The 15,704-nt window shown below is 56.3% G+C and carries 16 protein-coding genes, 1 rRNA gene and 1 riboswitch; of the genes, 15 read left to right on the forward strand and 2 right to left on the reverse strand.

From position 1 onward, the window contains the following. A 23S ribosomal RNA gene (locus tag FTE24_RS01840) occupies positions 1–109 on the forward strand; the annotation flags it as partial. A 774-nt stretch (positions 110–883) separates the two neighbouring features. Then, positions 884–1,282, forward strand: a complete 399-nt coding sequence (locus tag FTE24_RS01845) for a hypothetical protein (RefSeq protein WP_141447817.1) — start codon at positions 884–886, stop codon at positions 1,280–1,282. Positions 1,283–1,393: 111 nt separating this feature from the next. Here the strand turns inward: FTE24_RS01845 and FTE24_RS01850 are convergent, their stop codons facing one another. After that, the gene (locus tag FTE24_RS01850; RefSeq protein ID WP_141447818.1) at positions 1,394–1,924 is read right to left on the reverse strand and encodes a hypothetical protein; all 531 of its coding nucleotides are present in this window, start codon (positions 1,922–1,924) and stop codon (positions 1,394–1,396) included. A gap of 176 nt (positions 1,925–2,100) precedes the next feature. On the opposite strand from FTE24_RS01850, the gene FTE24_RS01855 reads away from it, so the two are divergent. The 9 genes from FTE24_RS01855 to rsmI all read left to right on the forward strand — a co-directional run bounded on the left by FTE24_RS01855 (position 2,101) and on the right by rsmI (position 9,756). Beyond that, positions 2,101–3,756: an aminotransferase class I/II-fold pyridoxal phosphate-dependent enzyme gene (locus FTE24_RS01855; protein WP_150235521.1), complete on the forward strand. Its 1,656-nt coding sequence runs from the start codon at positions 2,101–2,103 to the stop codon at positions 3,754–3,756. A 63-nt stretch (positions 3,757–3,819) separates the two neighbouring features. Further along, positions 3,820–4,476, forward strand: coding sequence for a dTMP kinase (gene tmk, locus FTE24_RS01860; protein WP_150235523.1), 657 nt, complete (start codon positions 3,820–3,822; stop codon positions 4,474–4,476). Positions 4,477–4,628: 152 nt separating this feature from the next. Next, a complete protein-coding gene (locus FTE24_RS01865; protein WP_141447821.1) occupies positions 4,629–4,958 on the forward strand; it encodes a cyclic-di-AMP receptor in 330 nt (109 codons plus the stop codon). Between the two features lie 174 nt (positions 4,959–5,132). After that, a complete protein-coding gene (locus tag FTE24_RS01870; RefSeq protein ID WP_150235525.1) occupies positions 5,133–5,576 on the forward strand; it encodes a YaaR family protein in 444 nt (147 codons plus the stop codon). Between the two features lie 109 nt (positions 5,577–5,685). Then, on the forward strand, positions 5,686–6,666 hold the full coding sequence (holB, locus tag FTE24_RS01875; RefSeq protein WP_150235527.1) for a DNA polymerase III subunit delta': 981 nt from the start codon (positions 5,686–5,688) through the stop codon (positions 6,664–6,666). A gap of 159 nt (positions 6,667–6,825) precedes the next feature. Further along, positions 6,826–7,626, forward strand: coding sequence for a PSP1 domain-containing protein (locus FTE24_RS01880; protein ID WP_150235529.1), 801 nt, complete (start codon positions 6,826–6,828; stop codon positions 7,624–7,626). 32 nt (positions 7,627–7,658) lie between these two features. Continuing rightward, a complete protein-coding gene (gene yabA, locus FTE24_RS01885) occupies positions 7,659–8,039 on the forward strand; it encodes a DNA replication initiation control protein YabA (RefSeq protein WP_141447825.1) in 381 nt (126 codons plus the stop codon). Between the two features lie 69 nt (positions 8,040–8,108). Next, positions 8,109–8,873: a tRNA1(Val) (adenine(37)-N6)-methyltransferase gene (locus FTE24_RS01890; protein WP_150235532.1), complete on the forward strand. Its 765-nt coding sequence runs from the start codon at positions 8,109–8,111 to the stop codon at positions 8,871–8,873. 1 nt (position 8,874) lies between these two features. Continuing rightward, complete coding sequence (gene rsmI / locus FTE24_RS01895; RefSeq protein ID WP_150235534.1) at positions 8,875–9,756, forward strand: 16S rRNA (cytidine(1402)-2'-O)-methyltransferase; 882 nt, start codon at positions 8,875–8,877, stop codon at positions 9,754–9,756. 192 nt (positions 9,757–9,948) lie between these two features. Here rsmI and FTE24_RS01900 read toward each other — a convergent pair whose 3' ends face one another. Next, on the reverse strand, positions 9,949–10,203 hold the full coding sequence (locus tag FTE24_RS01900; protein ID WP_150235536.1) for an AbrB/MazE/SpoVT family DNA-binding domain-containing protein: 255 nt from the start codon (positions 10,201–10,203) through the stop codon (positions 9,949–9,951). 367 nt (positions 10,204–10,570) lie between these two features. Between FTE24_RS01900 and FTE24_RS01905 the strand changes: the two genes are divergently transcribed. The 4 genes from FTE24_RS01905 (at position 10,571) to rnmV (ending at position 15,701) form a co-directional block, all read left to right on the forward strand. Beyond that, complete coding sequence (locus FTE24_RS01905) at positions 10,571–11,872, forward strand: HD domain-containing protein (protein WP_150235538.1); 1,302 nt, start codon at positions 10,571–10,573, stop codon at positions 11,870–11,872. 127 nt (positions 11,873–11,999) lie between these two features. Further along, positions 12,000–12,770 carry a TatD family hydrolase gene (locus FTE24_RS01910; RefSeq protein WP_150235540.1) on the forward strand — a complete coding sequence of 257 codons (771 nt, stop codon included), beginning with the start codon at positions 12,000–12,002 and terminating at the stop codon, positions 12,768–12,770. Positions 12,771–12,968: 198 nt separating this feature from the next. Next, positions 12,969–13,207, forward strand: a riboswitch (cyclic di-AMP (ydaO/yuaA leader). A 389-nt stretch (positions 13,208–13,596) separates the two neighbouring features. Next, a complete protein-coding gene (locus FTE24_RS01915; protein WP_160441616.1) occupies positions 13,597–15,024 on the forward strand; it encodes a ubiquitin-like domain-containing protein in 1,428 nt (475 codons plus the stop codon). Positions 15,025–15,155: 131 nt separating this feature from the next. Then, positions 15,156–15,701, forward strand: a complete 546-nt coding sequence (rnmV, locus tag FTE24_RS01920; protein WP_141447832.1) for a ribonuclease M5 — start codon at positions 15,156–15,158, stop codon at positions 15,699–15,701. Positions 15,702–15,704: the final 3 nt, after the last annotated feature.

Raw genomic sequence — 15,704 nt, forward strand, 5'->3', positions numbered from 1 at the left:
CACACGCAAGTGGTAAGACCCCTTGGAGACGACGAGGTAGATAGGCAGGAGGTCGAAGCGTAGCAATACGTGTAGCTGACCTGTACTAATCGGTCGAGGGCTTATCCTACAGACTTGCGCAGCAAGTTCCTTCGGAAGCATCCGCTTCGGTTGAGACTTCGGCGTAAGCAAACACTTCATGACGCGAAGTGGATCGTTTCGGATCCGGTTTTCAAGGTGCAAACCTTGTACAAGACAGAGCTTTGATTTCAATTCCCCTGGCCCAACGGGATAAGGGATTTGAAAGGGAAACCTNTGCCAAGCCAAAAAGAAAGAGCCTTTACCGTTTAATCGGTAAAGGCTTTTTTTGTTGTTCATCGTTATTTTTACCGTTGATCTTGTACTTGTACCTTGCTGTTGCCCTTAATTTTGTGCCCTTGCAGCCGGCAAAGCCGCTGCCTCTTCTAGGCGGCTCGCTGCAGCCGCCCGCCCTTCCCGCTCTTAACCCTCTCAAGCGCCTAGAGGCTTGAGAGGCCTTCCTCTTCCTCGCTTGGGAGCGCGCCTTTTTCGAACCGGAGCGCCTTTGTCCTGCCCCTTTTTCCGCCAGATGCTCTTATTTCAATCGAGAAAAGGGGGAGGGCAACGAAGCGCAGGTCGAAAAAGGCACGCTCCCCTCATGATTACATTTTTGTAACCGTTCACTTTTGCACAGTAGGTATAATAGAGAAATGGATGAAAAGGCATTTGCAGTCTTTTAATCCGGGGAAAAAAAGACAGAGTCTGCACAGAAATCACTGGTTTTTCTAGGGGACTCACGGTGACTTGCAAGGAATCAGGAACCGGGAGAGAAGAACTATATACGATTCATCAAGCTTGCGCAGAGCCATGTAAGGGGGAATTGAATATGAAGCGGAAGGTGGAATCTTTGGCCTTTTGCCTATTCTGCAGTTCACTTCTTCTTCTAGCGGGGTGCACGTCGGAGGAGCCTTCGTCTTGGGCGGTCTATGACGGTGCGACGATTGAAGAAAGCTTTCCCGTGCCCAAAGAAGCAAGTAAAACGGATGTAACGGCCGACAATACCAAAATGAGCTATGTACGCTACTCGGTACCGGGACTCGATAGCCTGAGCCAGATTCCGGAAGCCTATTTGGACGTCATCAAAGCCTGGGGCTGGACGGAACAAACAGATCTGGAAAATCTCGAAGAACCGAATCCAATCCTCATTTTTTCCAAAGGCAAAACGACTGTGCATTTATCTCTGGAAGGGGACTATTTGACGGTTCTTGTACCCAAAGGAAACTGAGGACAGCAGGACTCAAATTCGAAACAGAAATAGACAAGTCGAATAAAAAGACCGGTGCTTCCGACTCATGAGTCGAAGTCCGGTCTTTCTTTGGCTGCGCCGAAACGGCTGTTATTGGACGTAATACGAAATATCCTGCGAGTTGAGCTTGATGATGACATCCTTGCGCTGCTTGCGCATGCTGAGCAGGACCATAAGGCGGGGAACCATCAGCCAAAAATGCCAGAACAGCAGGGACAGCGTCAGCGGAAGCGGAATCCAGGCGACGAGAATGCCGATAAATACGAATCCGATCCACAAACTTTGCAGCATGACCTGTTGGATCACGGAGTACGCCGTATGCTGTTCCGGCAGGAAGCCGAACCAGACGCCGGAGAAGCGCAGACGCCATTTTTTTCGATACAGCGGGCCCCGGATCAGCAGAACCGAGTGCGAGACGACAAAATGAATCCACAGCACCAGCAAAAAAGCGATCGGCATATACAGGAGAGCAGGCCAGGAATACCACACGACGCCGGCAGCAAGAACCGGAAGAGGAACTAATAAATATAACAGCAGCAGCGCCCGGGAAATATGAATTTTGCGGATAAGCTGGTATTGGTAAATCGTCGCGTTGCCGTTCTCGCGCGGTTGCTCAAGCATGTTCGACCTTCCTTCCTCGTTCTCATCACCGTTTCCCGAAATTGGGAAACTTGCTGTCTATATCATAACGTATCGGAGCGGTAAGCGGAAGATTGAAAATCCTTTTGATTTCTGGGAACGCGTCGTAAAATCAGGTACAATAGATAGAGTGAAAATGCAGGGACAGGAGGTGCGGCATGAACGAATTCGAGCCGAACGATGCGCCCCTTTATGCGGAGCTGCTTCGTTATGCCGCGCGTAAAGAGGCTTCTTTTCATGTGCCGGGCCACAAGGACGGGCGCTTTTACCGAAATAGCGAAGGCGGCCTGCCGAAAGGGTTGGCCGATATTTGGGAGATCGACGCAACGGAAATCGAAGGAACGGACGATCTGCACGATCCGGAAGGCGTGATCCGGGAAGCGCAGGAGAAAGCGGCCGCTTTTTTTGGCGCGGAGGAATCATTTTTGCTCGTGGGCGGAAGCACCGTCGGCAATCTGGCGCTTATCCTGACCGTATGCCGGGAGCCGGGAGACGTGCTGATCGTCCAGCGCAACGTGCACAAGTCGGTGCTGAACGGATTGATGCTGGCCGGCGCGCAGGCGGTGTTCGTCGCGCCGGATCACGACCCGGTCAGCGGACTGGCGGTGCTGCCGGGAGACGCTGCGCTGGAGACGGCGCTGGCGCGTTACCCGCAGGCGCGCGGCGTGCTGCTGACCCGGCCGAATTATTACGGAATGGGCCGCAGCATCCGGGAGACGGCCGCGACTTGTCATCGGCACGGCGTTCCGCTGCTCGTCGACGAAGCGCACGGAGCGCATTACGGGCTGCATCCGGAGCTGCCGGCGTCCGCTTTGGCGGAAGGGGCCGACGGCGTCGTGCAGTCGACGCACAAGATGCTCGCCGCCCTGACGATGGGCGCGATGCTGCACGTGCAGGGCGGCCGAATCGACCGCGAACTGCTGCGCCGGCGTCTGGCGATGGTGCAGAGCTCCAGCCCGTCGTACCCAATCATGGCTTCGCTCGATCTGGCGCGCAGCGAAATGCAGCGCCGGGGAATGTCGGCGTTCGCCGGCGCGCTGGACGCCGCGGCGCAGGTTCGCCGCGAGCTGGAGCGGCTGCCCCGGTTCGGCACCGTTCGGCCGGAGATGCCGGACGGTGCCCTTGAAGGCGGGGAGGCTGCGCCCCGCCCCGCGGCGGGATCGGCGTCCGCCGCGGGGGAGCGGGCAGGCGTACCGCGCGGCGATGAGCCGCGCGTCTACGCCGAGCAGGACCCGCTCAAGATTGTCGTATCCGACAATCGTCAGCGCTTGAGCGGCTATGCGCTGCAGCGGAAGCTGGCGCAAGCGGGGTGCATCGCGGAGATGAGCGACGAACGCCGCACGGTGCTGGCGTTCGGGCCGGGGTCGGACGCGGACGACGCGGGGCGGCTCATCGCCGCGCTGCGGGAGCTGCAGCGCGAACTTGAAGCTGACGAAGCCGAAGCCGAAGAGGCGCAGGCGGCGGAAGGCGGGCAGCGGCCGGCAGAGGCGGCCGGCTTACCGGACGCCGGACCGGAGCCGTATCGGCCGGGAGCCGAAGCGGCAGGCGCGCCTGCGGTGTCCGAACCGGTTGCGTTCGATCTGCGGCCGGAAGGGGCTTCGGCAGCCGTTCGGCTGGAGAATTCGGCCGGACGGATCGCGGCGGAGATGATCGTGCCGTATCCGCCCGGCATTCCGCTGGTCTACGCGGGGGAACGGATTACGGAGGCGGCCGCGGCGCATCTGCTGCGGCTGCGCGAAGCGGGAGCCCGTTTCCAGGGCGCCGCCGATACGTCGCTTGCGACGGTACGCGTGCGTTCGGACGTGCAGGGATAGAAGAACGTCGAGGGAGAAGCAATCGCCGATGGAGCACAAAATAAAAGAGGCAGGTAACCAAACATGGAGCATTCGGGTACATTTATAGTGTTGGAAGGGCCGGACGGCAGCGGGAAAACGACGCAGATCGGCAGAATCGAAACTTATTTGCGCGAGCGCGGAGCCGACTTTGTCTCCACGCGCGAACCCGGCGGCGTGCTCGTGGCGGAGAAGATCCGCAGCGTCATTCTCGGCGTGGACCACGCGATGAGCGGGCTGACCGAATGTCTGCTGTACGCGGCGGCCCGGCGGGAGCATCTGCTGCAAAAGGTCATTCCGGCGCTCGAAGCGGGCAGGATCGTCATCTGCGACCGTTACGTCATGTCGTCGCTCAGCTATCAGGGGTACGGCCGCGAACTGGGGGACGCCGTGCTGGACATCAACAAGCGCGCGATCAACGTGGACGGTTTCGAATATTGGCCGGACATGAATATTTATCTGGACGTCACGCCGGAGATCGGGCTGCAGCGCATTCACGAGAAGAACGACGGGCGCGAGATCAACCGGCTGGACCTGGAAGCGGAAGGATTTCACCGGAAAGTCCGCGAAGGGTATTTGCGGCTGGTGCGCGAATACGAGTCCCAATTTACGACCGTCGACGCTTCGCAAAACGAAGACGACGTTTTTGCCGATATAAAAGAAGTGCTGAACGCTCTCCTGTTCAAGCGGGAAGCCAACTGAAGCGCTCGCGCTTTTTTCTACAACGATTTCTATAAAAAAAGATGCCGATCCCCTTCCCCCGGGCAGGATTTGGCGGCAGCCGCGTCGAATATGGAACATACGACTTTTTCCGTCTTCCAGCGGAAAGTCCAATCGAAAGGGAGGGAACACGGATGAAACTGATTATCGCGATCGTGCAGGATAAAGACAGCAACCGTCTGTCGGGCGAGCTGGTAAAATCGAATTTCCGGGCAACGAAACTGGCCAGTACGGGCGGCTTCCTGCGAGCGGGAAATACGACGTTTCTGATCGGGGTGGACGACAGCCAAGTCGAATCGGTCATGAACGTTATTCGCAACAGCTGTAAAGTTCGTGAGCAGCTCGTGACGCCGGTAACGCCGATGAGCGGAACGACGGATTCGTATCTGCCGCTTCCGGTCGAAGTGCAGGTTGGCGGCGCGACGGTATTCGTGCTTCCGGTCGACCGTTTCGAACACTTCTAAGCCGCAGGTTCCCCACGGGAACGCAAGCGCGAGGCTGTCCTGCCGGACGTCGGAAAAACCGCAGAAGAGACTGTTGGAACGACCCATTACACCGGCGGACAGCCGGCCTGAAGAAGGGTAAGGTCTCCCCAGGGGGACCGCTCGTCTTCACGGATAAAAAGGCAGGGATAAACGATGAAAATCAATCCGGGGTTCCGACCCCTCAACAATACGCCGATTACGCCGGATAGCGGCGCGCGTCCGGTCGAGCAGCGCAGCTTCGCCGATACGATCCGGCATCAGGAAGCGCAGTCGACGCAGGACGAACTCGGCCGCCGCATGCAGGAAATCAATCGCCAGGGCGACCGTCTGGCCCGTTCCATGACCATTCGCGAACTGAAGTCTTACCGCACGATGGTCAAGCGGTTCCTCGAAGACACGGTACGCCGCGGGGTCGGCATGAAAGATACCAAAGGCTGGGATCGTCTCGGCCGGACCAAGCGCTACAAACTGATCGACGAGATCGACGGCAAGCTGCTCGCGATGGCCGACGAACTGCTGGCCAGCGAAGAAGGCCGCATCGCCCTGCTGGAGCAGATGGGCGAAGTTCGCGGCCTGCTGATGAACCTCTTGTTCTAAGGCATATCGACCCAAGTGCATTCGATCTTTCGACGCCGCTCTGCGGCGTCATTCTTTTACTTATCCGCATCTTCATATCGCGAAGTGCCACAAAGGAGACCTCCATCCCATGTCTTTACAAACGATCAGCGGCCAGGAGACCGCCAAACGCATGCTCGGCGTCAGCCTGCGCAGCGGGCGGATCTCGCATGCCTACCTGTTCAGCGGTCCCGGCGGAAGCTCGCGGCGCCGGGCAGCGGATGCGTTCGCCCAGGCGCTGCTGTGCGAGCGGGCTTCGGAGCTCGGCGATGCCTGCGGCGAGTGCCTGAGCTGCCGCAAAGTGGAGCACGGTAATCATCCCGACCTGAAAGCGATCGGCCCCGACGGAGCTTCGATCAAGATCGAGCAGATCCGCGAACTGCAGAAAATGTTCGCTTACCGCTCGGAATCGAGCGGGCGCAAAGTGTACATCATCGACGAAGCCGACAAGATGACCGTCCAGGCTTCCAACAGCCTGCTCAAGTTCCTTGAGGAACCTCCGGCTCCGGCCGTGGCGATCCTGCTGGCGGAAAATGCCCAGACGCTGCTGCCGACCATCCGCTCGCGGGTTCAGCTCGTCCCGTTCACGGCGCTCGGGGCGGAGTCGATCCTCCGCGAGCTGGCGGCCGAAGGGCTGGCGACTCCGGCTGCGCGCTGCGCGGCTTACCTGACGCCGGGAGCCGAGGAATGCAAAGCGCTTGCGGCAGAGAATTGGTTTGCAGAAACAAGAAATGTAGTGATACAATTAGGGAAGGAGTCGATCGGCCGAAGCGGCGCAAGCCTCGTTACCGCCCAACAGCAAGTGTTCAAGGCGGGACTCGGCGAGCACCTCGACAGCCTGTTCGATCTTTTCCATTTGTGGTTCAGAGATATGATTTACGTTCAATCCGAACGGCGCGAGCACATCGTTTTCATAGATCAGTCGGAGTTTATCTCCCAAGTGGCAGGTTCCCGCAGTGCGGAATACTGGATAGCGTGTATGTCCATGACCGCCGATAGCAAAAAGAAGCTCAAGTCCAACATGAACAACCAGCTTTGTCTTGAGCAGTTTTTGGTCAATCTGGTTCCCTGATCCCGTGACGCGGGCAGGGAACGGGCCTTCGATCCGTCGCGGCCTTTACGGAAGCTGCGGCACGGTCGATGGACCGGAGCAGCCGGAACGTCAAGCTTCAAGTCCGGGCGGACGTTCCGGCAGCCGAACGTTTTGAATGCGCGCAAGGGAGGTTTAGCTTTGTACAGTGTAGTCGGAGTCCGTTTCAAGAAAGCGGGCAAAGTGTATTATTTCGACCCCCTGGAGTTTCCCGTCGAGCAGGAACAATGCGTGATCGTGGAGACGGCGCGGGGCGTCGAATACGGCAAGGTCGTTGTAGGAAAGAAGCAGGTGCAGGAGAGCGACGTCGTGCTGCCGCTGAAGCGGGTCATCCGCATCGCCGGCGATACGGACGCACACGTGGTGGAAGAGAACAAGGACGCCGCCCGCAAAGCTTTTGCCACCTGTATAAATAAAATCAAGGATCACGGATTGAAAATGAAGCTGGTCGACGTGGAATATACGTTTGACCGTAACAAGATCATTTTCTACTTCACGGCCGAAGGCCGGGTCGACTTCCGCGAGCTGGTCAAAGATCTGGCCAGTATTTTCCGGACCCGGATCGAGCTTCGGCAGATCGGGGTACGCGACGAAGCGAAGATGCTCGGAGGAATCGGGCCGTGCGGGCGGGTACTATGCTGCTCGTCGTGGCTGGGCGATTTCGAACCGGTATCGATCAAGATGGCCAAAGATCAGAATCTGTCGCTGAATCCGACCAAAATCTCGGGTCTGTGCGGAAGGCTGATGTGCTGTCTGAAGTTTGAGCACGATAACTACGAGGCCACGAAGGAAGAAATGCCTGCCGTCGGCAAGCTGGTCGTCACTTCGCTCGGAGAAGGCAAGGTCGTTGGCATCAATGCCGGTAAGCGCATGGTGCATGTGCAGTTGTTCGAGGTCAGCAAGGTTAAAGAATTGTCCATGGACGACATCGTCGTCAAGTAAGTCAATCGGAACCGCTCTGGGGTGGAGTTTACTTGGAGAAGAAAAATGTTTTCTCGCAAATACACGAGATGGAAACGCAAGTGGAAAGCTTCAGAGACGAACTCGGCACGATGAAGCAGGCGGTCAAGGAATTGATGGAAGATAACCATCGATTGCTTACCGAAAACGAACGTCTGCGGAAAATTTTGAAAAGGGAAGCCCAGGGAGAAGCGAACTCCGGCGCCCGTTCCCAACCGTTCAACGTCCTCAGCGAACCGAAAAAGAAAAGCGAGGACGTCAGCGACACGGTCGGAGAAGGCTACGACAATCTGGCCCGCCTGTACCACGAAGGATTCCATATCTGCAACGTGTACTACGGTCATTTGCGTACGGAAGGCGACTGCTTGTTCTGCCTGTCTTTTTTGAATAAATGATCCGGAATCAGCCTGAGAGCCGCGGCGTTTTTTGCCGGCGGCTTTTTTTTTAAAGAGGAGCGTTGAAAGATGGAAAAAAGTTACGACGATATTCCGCTGCGCGAAGGCGAACGGGTCGACGACCTGCTGACGCAAAATTTGCATATTATCCAGAGCCCGGACGTATTCAGCTTCTCGATGGATGCGGTGCTGCTGGGGAGATTCGCTTCGGTGCCGGCGCGCGGGCGCGTGCTCGATCTGTGCACGGGCAACGGCGTCATTCCGCTGCTGCTGTCCACCCGGACGAAAGCGCAGATCGAAGGCGTGGAGATTCAGGAACGTCTGGCCGATATGGCGGAGCGCAGCGTGGCGATGAACGGTCTGCAGCAGCGGATCGCGATTCACAATGCCGACCTGAAGACGTTCCATCAGACGGCCGGACACGGCATGTACGACGCGGTCACGGTCAATCCGCCGTATACGGCGCTGACGGGCAGCGATATCAAAGCCAATCTGCACGAAGCGATCGCCCGGCACGAGATCCACTGTACGCTGGAAGACGTGGTGCAGGCCTGCGGCCGGCTCGTGAAGCAGGGCGGCAAAGTGTCGATGGTTCATCGGCCGCATCGGCTGGCGGATATTCTGACGCTGATGCGCCAGTACAAGATCGAGCCCAAACGGGTGCGCTTCGTGCATCCGCGCGCGGGCATGGAAGCGAATATGGTGCTCGTCGAAGGGCTGCGCGACGGCAAGCCGGAGATGCGCATCCTGCCGCCCCTGATCGTGTACAACGAAGAGGGCGTGTACGGCGACGAGATTATGGACATCTACTACGGAGGGCAGAAGGAGGTCTGACATGCAGGTTCAAAAAAGCTTCGAACCCGGCGGAAGCGGAGCGGGTACGCTGTATCTGGTCGCGACGCCGATCGGCAATCTGGAAGACATGACGTACCGCGCGATCCGCACGCTCAAAGAGTGCGAGCTGATCGCGGCGGAAGATACGCGGCAGACGCGCAAACTGCTGACCCACTTCGAGATCGTGCCCCAGAAATTGTTCAGCTACCACGAGCATAACAAGGCTGCAAGCGGCCCCGAATTAATTCGGTATATAATAGAAGGAAAAAATCTGGCCCTCGTCAGCGACGCCGGTCTGCCGGCCGTTTCCGACCCCGGAGCGGACCTGGTCAAGCTGGCGATCGAAGCCGGAATTGCCGTCGTTCCGATCCCCGGAGCGAACGCCGCGCTGTCGGCGCTGATCGTGTCGGGCTTGTCCACGGAACGCTTCACGTTTGCCGGGTTCCTGCCCCGCGACAACAAAGACCGGCGCGAAGCGCTGGACGCGCTGGGACGCCTCGAAGGCACGCTGCTGTTCTACGAATCGCCCCATCGGGTGATCAAGGCGGTCGAAGCGATGCTGGAAGCCTGGGGCCCGAGACGGGCGGCGCTCGCGCGCGAGCTGACCAAGCGCCATGAAGAAGTGGCCCGCGGCACGCTGGACGAACTGCTGCAGCATATGAAGGATCATCCGCCGCTTGGCGAATACTGCATTGCGGTCGAAGGCGAAAGCGCGCAGGAAGCCCAGGAACGCAAAGATGCCTGGTGGCAGGAGCTGGAGCTCGAAGAGCATGTAGCCCATTACGAAGCGCAGGACAACCTGAATCGCAAAGACGCCATGAAAAAAGTGGCCGCGGACCGGGGACTGTCCAAGCGGGACGTCTATAACGCTTTGCTGGATTAGAACAACGCACGGGAAAATTGCAAAAGTGGAAAAGTGCATAAAAAAACGCCTCCGGAGCCGAAGATCGGCGGTTCGGAGGCGTAAACGTGCAAGGAGAAGCAAAAGAAGTTAGAATTGATGGGGATGGGATAAAAAGTGGATCGAGACTTTTATTTCGTAACCCAGCATTTCTAAAAAGTCTTTGCAGACTTTTTATTTTGCTATTGGAGCAGGGATTTCGGAAACGCAGTCGTAACACACGATCTTGCCTCTGAAATAAGTCACGTTGTCGGCGTTGCCGCAGAAAATGCAGGCCGGTTCGTATTTTTTGAGCATAATGCGTTCGCCGTCGACGTAAATTTCCAGCGCGTCCTTCTCGCCGATTCCGAGGGTGCGGCGCAGTTCGATCGGGATGACGACCCGTCCCAGTTCGTCTACTTTTCTTACAATGCCAGTCGATTTCATCATGATATATTGCCTCCCAAGAAGTATAAGTTTAAAAGGATAGCGGAAGGTTGCGCAAACAGCGAATCATTCCGTCTTTTGAAGGAGTGCTGGGCTTATGCGTCCATCCAATGTCATTTTTCGACATTGTTCTAGCTTTTATGATCCTCATAATAACAATGTTTCCCAGAACAGTCAACCCGAGAACGCTGAATATTTCCTTAAAATTTGATAAAAAATCAAGTTCGGCAGAAAATTGTCTAAAAATCGACTAAAAAAGAAAGAAATAATCGATTTCCGGCGATATTTTGCAGCAGATCCAGGCATCATTGCGACGACAAAATGCGACATTGGAACTACATTTCCTATTCCGATTCAAAGGAGTGAAAAAATGCCGAACGACATCAAGCCGCTGCGGGAAGAGAAAGTTTTCAAAGATCCGGTTCACAATTACGTGCACGTACAGAATCGGACGATCTGGTCGCTGATCAACACGCCTGAATTCCAGCGGCTGCGCCGAATCCGGCAGCTGGGGACGACGTATCTGACTTTCCACGGAGCCGAGCACAGCCGCTTCTCGCATTCGCTCGGCGTCTACGAGATTACCCGGCGCATCATCTCCCAATTCGAACGCAACAATTACCCGGATTGGCCGGTCGAAGAAAATCTGGTCGCGATGTGCGCCGCCCTGCTGCATGACCTGGGACACGGACCTTTTTCCCATTCGATCGAAGAAGCTTTCCATATGGACCACGAAGATTGGACCTGCAAAATCATTCTCGGCGATACCGACGTCAACCGGGTGCTGCGCGAAGTGTCGCCGGATCTGCCGGAGCGCGTCGCGTCGGTCATTCGCAAAGACTACGAGAAGAAGATCGTCGTCAACCTGATCACGAGCCCGCTCGATGCGGACCGGATGGATTACCTGCTGCGCGACGCCTATTTCACGGGGGTCAATTACGGAACGATCGATATTGATCGCATCCTGCGCATGCTGCGTCCCTATAATGGAAGAATCGTGGTGAAGGAGTCCGGCATGCACGCCGTGGAAGATTACCTGATGGCGCGCTACCAGATGTATTGGCAGGTCTATTTCCATCCGGTGACGCGCAGCTCGGAGATTATCCTGCGCCAGATTTTCCGCCGGGCGGGAGAGCTGTACCGGGAAGGCTACGCGTTCCAATTTTTGCCGCAGCCGCTGCCCGCTCTTTTCGAAGACAATCTGACCGTCAAGCAGTATCTCAAGCTCGACGAGTCGCTGATCCAGACGACGTTTATGCAGTGGAGCGAAGAGTCCGATCCTATACTGAGCGAGCTCTGCTGCCGATTCCTGCATCGCAGGCTGTATAAATATGTAGAGGTCGATCATATCGACAACGAGACGATCGCAGAGATCCGAAGCAGCTTCGCCGAAGTCGGTCTGCATCCGGAATACGATTTCGAAATTGACTTTCCGACCGACCTGCCGTACGACGTATTCCGGCCGAACGATTCCAATCGGGGCAGCCAGATCCTTTTGCTTGGCAAGCAGGATAAATTGAGAGAAATTTCCGAAGTTTCCGATATTATTAGATCGATCAGCGGGCTGCAGCGGGGCAAAAACCATTTGTATTACCCCCATCACAAACTCGCTGAAGTCATCTCGAAGCTACCGTCAAAAATCGCGTCGATTTTCCCGATTTCGCCGGATTAAGCGCATTTTTGCCGAAAACGAGCCAGAAGTCGCGAATTTTTTCTGTTTGAAAAACAGTCTTAACTTGGTGAAAAACATTGGGCGGCCGAGTCTCGGCAGCCTATTTTTATGAAAAGGAGAGATCATTATGTTATTTGATACTCATACTCATATGGACGCGCCGGAATTCGAAGCGGACCGGGACGAAGCGATGGCTCGGGCCGTCGAAGCGGGCGTGACCCGGATGGTCAATATCGGCTTCAACCGCGAGACCATTCCGACGACGCTTGCGCTGGCCGACAAGTACCCGTTCGTCTACGCGGCGATCGGCTGGCATCCCGTCGATGCGATCGATATGCGGGAAGGCGACCTGGAATGGATCGAATCGCTGTGCGCTCACGAGAAAGTGGTGGCGATCGGCGAGATCGGGCTCGATTACCACTGGGACAAATCGCCCAAAGACGTTCAGCAGCGGGTGCTGCGGGAGCAAATCGCGCTGGCGAAACGGGTCAAGCTGCCGATCGTGATCCATAACCGTGAAGCCCACGAAGACACGCTCCGAATCCTCAAGGAAGAAAACGCTTCGGAAGTCGGCGGCATCATGCATGCGTTCTCCGGCAGCTGGGAAACAGCCAAAATCTGCCTCGATCTGGGCTTCCATCTCTCGTTCGGCGGGCCGGTCACTTTCAAGAACGCCAAGCAGCCTAAAGAGGTGCTCGAGAAGACGCCGATGGACCGGCTGCTGATCGAGACGGATGCGCCGTATTTGACGCCGCATCCGTACCGCGGAAAACGCAACGAGACGGCTTACGTTCGTCTCGTCGCAGAGACGGCTGCCCAGCTAAAAGGAATTTCTCTGGAAGAAATTGCCGAACAGACAATGAAAAATGCGAATAAACTTTTTGGTATCGGTTCTTAAAGAGAGCAAATGCAGTGAAAAGAAGAGTATTTACGAGATATTAATCTCTTAGGTCCAAAAAAGGGCAGAAGATTACAAACTTTTAACCTTTTACTCTGAAATACGTCAAAACGAGCGGCTTTACAAACGCCTGCGAAAAAAGCTATTATCTTGTCAGTGATTAATCCGGCCGTATGTTCGGTTAATCCGACAAATTCATGTACCGTCTCGCTGAATCTTCGTCAGGAATGACGAAGAACGGGGGAACCCGAAGCGGTCTGCCGATTATGATTTCCGAACTTACCGTTCGGTGAAAGCAGCCCGTGGTCGATTCCTTTTCAACTGGGTCTACGGGGTGAATTGGAGGTCTTCTCGCCATGAGCGGAAGAACCGACATAGGACGACTCTCTTCGTCCGAACCCGACAGCTAACCTCGTAAGCGCACAATAAGAGAGAGGCAGCCACGCGCCTTATGTTTTCCTCAGATCGTCAACTTGTCGATTTTATAAGAGGGAAGCCCGCGGAAGAGTCCTCTTAAGTTTTCTTGAGCCGCTCTTTCCACAGGCTTCTTTTGTTTTATGGCAGTTCTGCCGGAGGGAACAGCGTACATAAGTGTGGGATTCAAGGCTGAGCTTTTAGACTGGGATGAACGTAGAGACGTGTTCTCCGATCGGAATCGGGAGGAACATACGGGAAGCACGCTTTTTGCGCTGCCCGTTTCTACGAAAAAATAGCAAGTAGTCGCGTCAATTTTTCTATGTATGCACTTGACGGCGGGGCTATGGAGGAGGACGGAAGAGTGGGAATTTTCACCAAAGAAGACACCCATGGTTCACGATCATCCAGCATGACTTACGCTTGGCGTTGGAAACGCCAGAACGGGCTTCAAATTTTGGGTGTCGCACTATTCGTCGTCGCAGTCGTGACGATGGTACTGCTCGGACTGTATGCACAGGCCGAGAAGCATATTGTGCTGATCGTAGACGGAAAAGAACAAGCGGTAAGCACGCATAAAGGCAGCCTTCAGGAACTGCTGGACGAGCATTCGCTCAGCCTGAAGCCTCAAGACGACGTATCGATGGCGCTCGGCGCTTCGGTTCAGGACGGCGATCGCATTGCGATCACGACGGCCGTACCCGTCACCTTGACGATCGACGAGAAAAGCCAGAAGCGCTTCACGACCGAGAAAACGGTAGCCGCGGCGCTCGCAAGCTGGGACGTCGAGCTCGGCCAATTCGATAAAATCTCGGTACCGGTCAGCTCCCCCGTCCAAAACGGCGGAGCGGTGAACATCACCACGGCCGTACCGGTCACCGTATCTGTCGACGGCAAAAGCAAGCAGGCCTATACCGCCGAGAAAACGGTAGCCGCCGCGCTTGAAGGATGGGAAATCCCGTTCAGCACGCACGACAAGATCTCCGTACCGCTGAGCGCCGCCGTCGAAGCGGACAGCAAGATCGCGATCACGACCGCCATTCCGATCAACCTGACGGTAGGCGGAGAATCGCAAAAGACCCTGACGACCGAAAGAACGGTTGAAGGCGCGCTGTCCGCGATGGACATCGAGCTAGGCGAACACGACAAAGTGTATCCGGGCGCTACGGCTCCATTGACGGAGAACGCCGACGTATCCGTGTATCGCATCAACAAGTTTACGGCCGATCAGGAAGTTAAAGTTCCGTACAAGACGATCGAAAAAGAAGACTCCTCGCTGCTGAAAGGCAAAACCAAAACGGTCCAGGCCGGCGTCGAAGGCGTCGTGGTCCACAAGGTCGAAAAGGTATATCAAGACGGAGAATTCGTAACCAAGTACGTCGTCGACAAAAAAGTCAAAACCGAAAAGCAGGACAAGATCATCGCCGTCGGCACGAAAGAGCCGGTCGTCGAGAAGACGTTTGAGCCGGCAGCCGCCGCCAAACCGTCGGCCAAAGCGGCCTCCGTCAAGTCTTCCTCGTCCGCCAAAGGATTCGAATATAAAACCGTGCTGACCGGTGTGGCCGCTACCGCTTATTCTTCGGAAGAACCGGGAATCGGAACACGCACCGCAACGGGCACGACCGTGACCGAAGGTCGTACGATCGCCGTCGATCCGAACGTGATTCCGCTCGGATGGTGGGTCTATATCGAAGGATACGGATACCGCAAAGCGGAAGACACCGGCAGCGCGATCAAAGGCAAGAAAATCGACATGTACTACGACAGCCTCGGAGCTGCGCTGAACTTCGGCCGCAAATCCGGTCTGACGATTTACGTAATCGGACCGAACAAGCCGTAACGAAGTTTGTTTCCGAAGCGGGCGTTTACGCTGACGGCCGCCGGATGCTATAATCAACCGTATAGGAAACGAAACCGAAGAAGAGGAGGTTCTCCTCTTCTTTTTGTTATGAGAGCCAAAGGAGCGGACACATGATCAGAGAAATGATTGTCGTGGAAGGGCGCGACGATACGGTCGCGATCAAGCGGGCGGTCGACGCGGACACGATCGAGACCGGAGGGTCGGCGATCGGGGCGGCGGTAATTCGCCGCGTCAAGCTGGCGATGGAGCGGCGGGGCGTGATCATTTTGACCGATCCGGATTTTGCGGGAGAACGGATACGCAAAATCGTGGCGCAGAAAGTGCCGGGCTGCAAGCACGCTTTTATCCCCGAAGCCGATGCCACGCGCAAAGGCGATATCGGCGTCGAGAACGCTTCGCCGGAAGCGATTCGCCGCGCGCTGGAGCGGGTGCATACGGAGATGCCGGGCGGGGAGAGCCAGATCGACTGGCAGGACCTGATCGAGACCGGGCTGATCGTGCACCCGAACGCGGCGGCAAGGCGGATGGCGATGGGCAACCTGCTCGGCATCGGCTACTGCAACGGCAAGCAATTCCATAACCGGCTGCGCATGTTCCAGATCTCCCGCCAGGAGTTCGTGGACGCGCTGTCCCAAATCGAAAACGAAGGATCGTGAGTT

Origin of the sequence: Saccharibacillus sp. WB 17, from assembly GCF_008634075.2 — a bacterium.
Classification (GTDB): domain Bacteria; phylum Bacillota; class Bacilli; order Paenibacillales; family Paenibacillaceae; genus Saccharibacillus; species Saccharibacillus brassicae.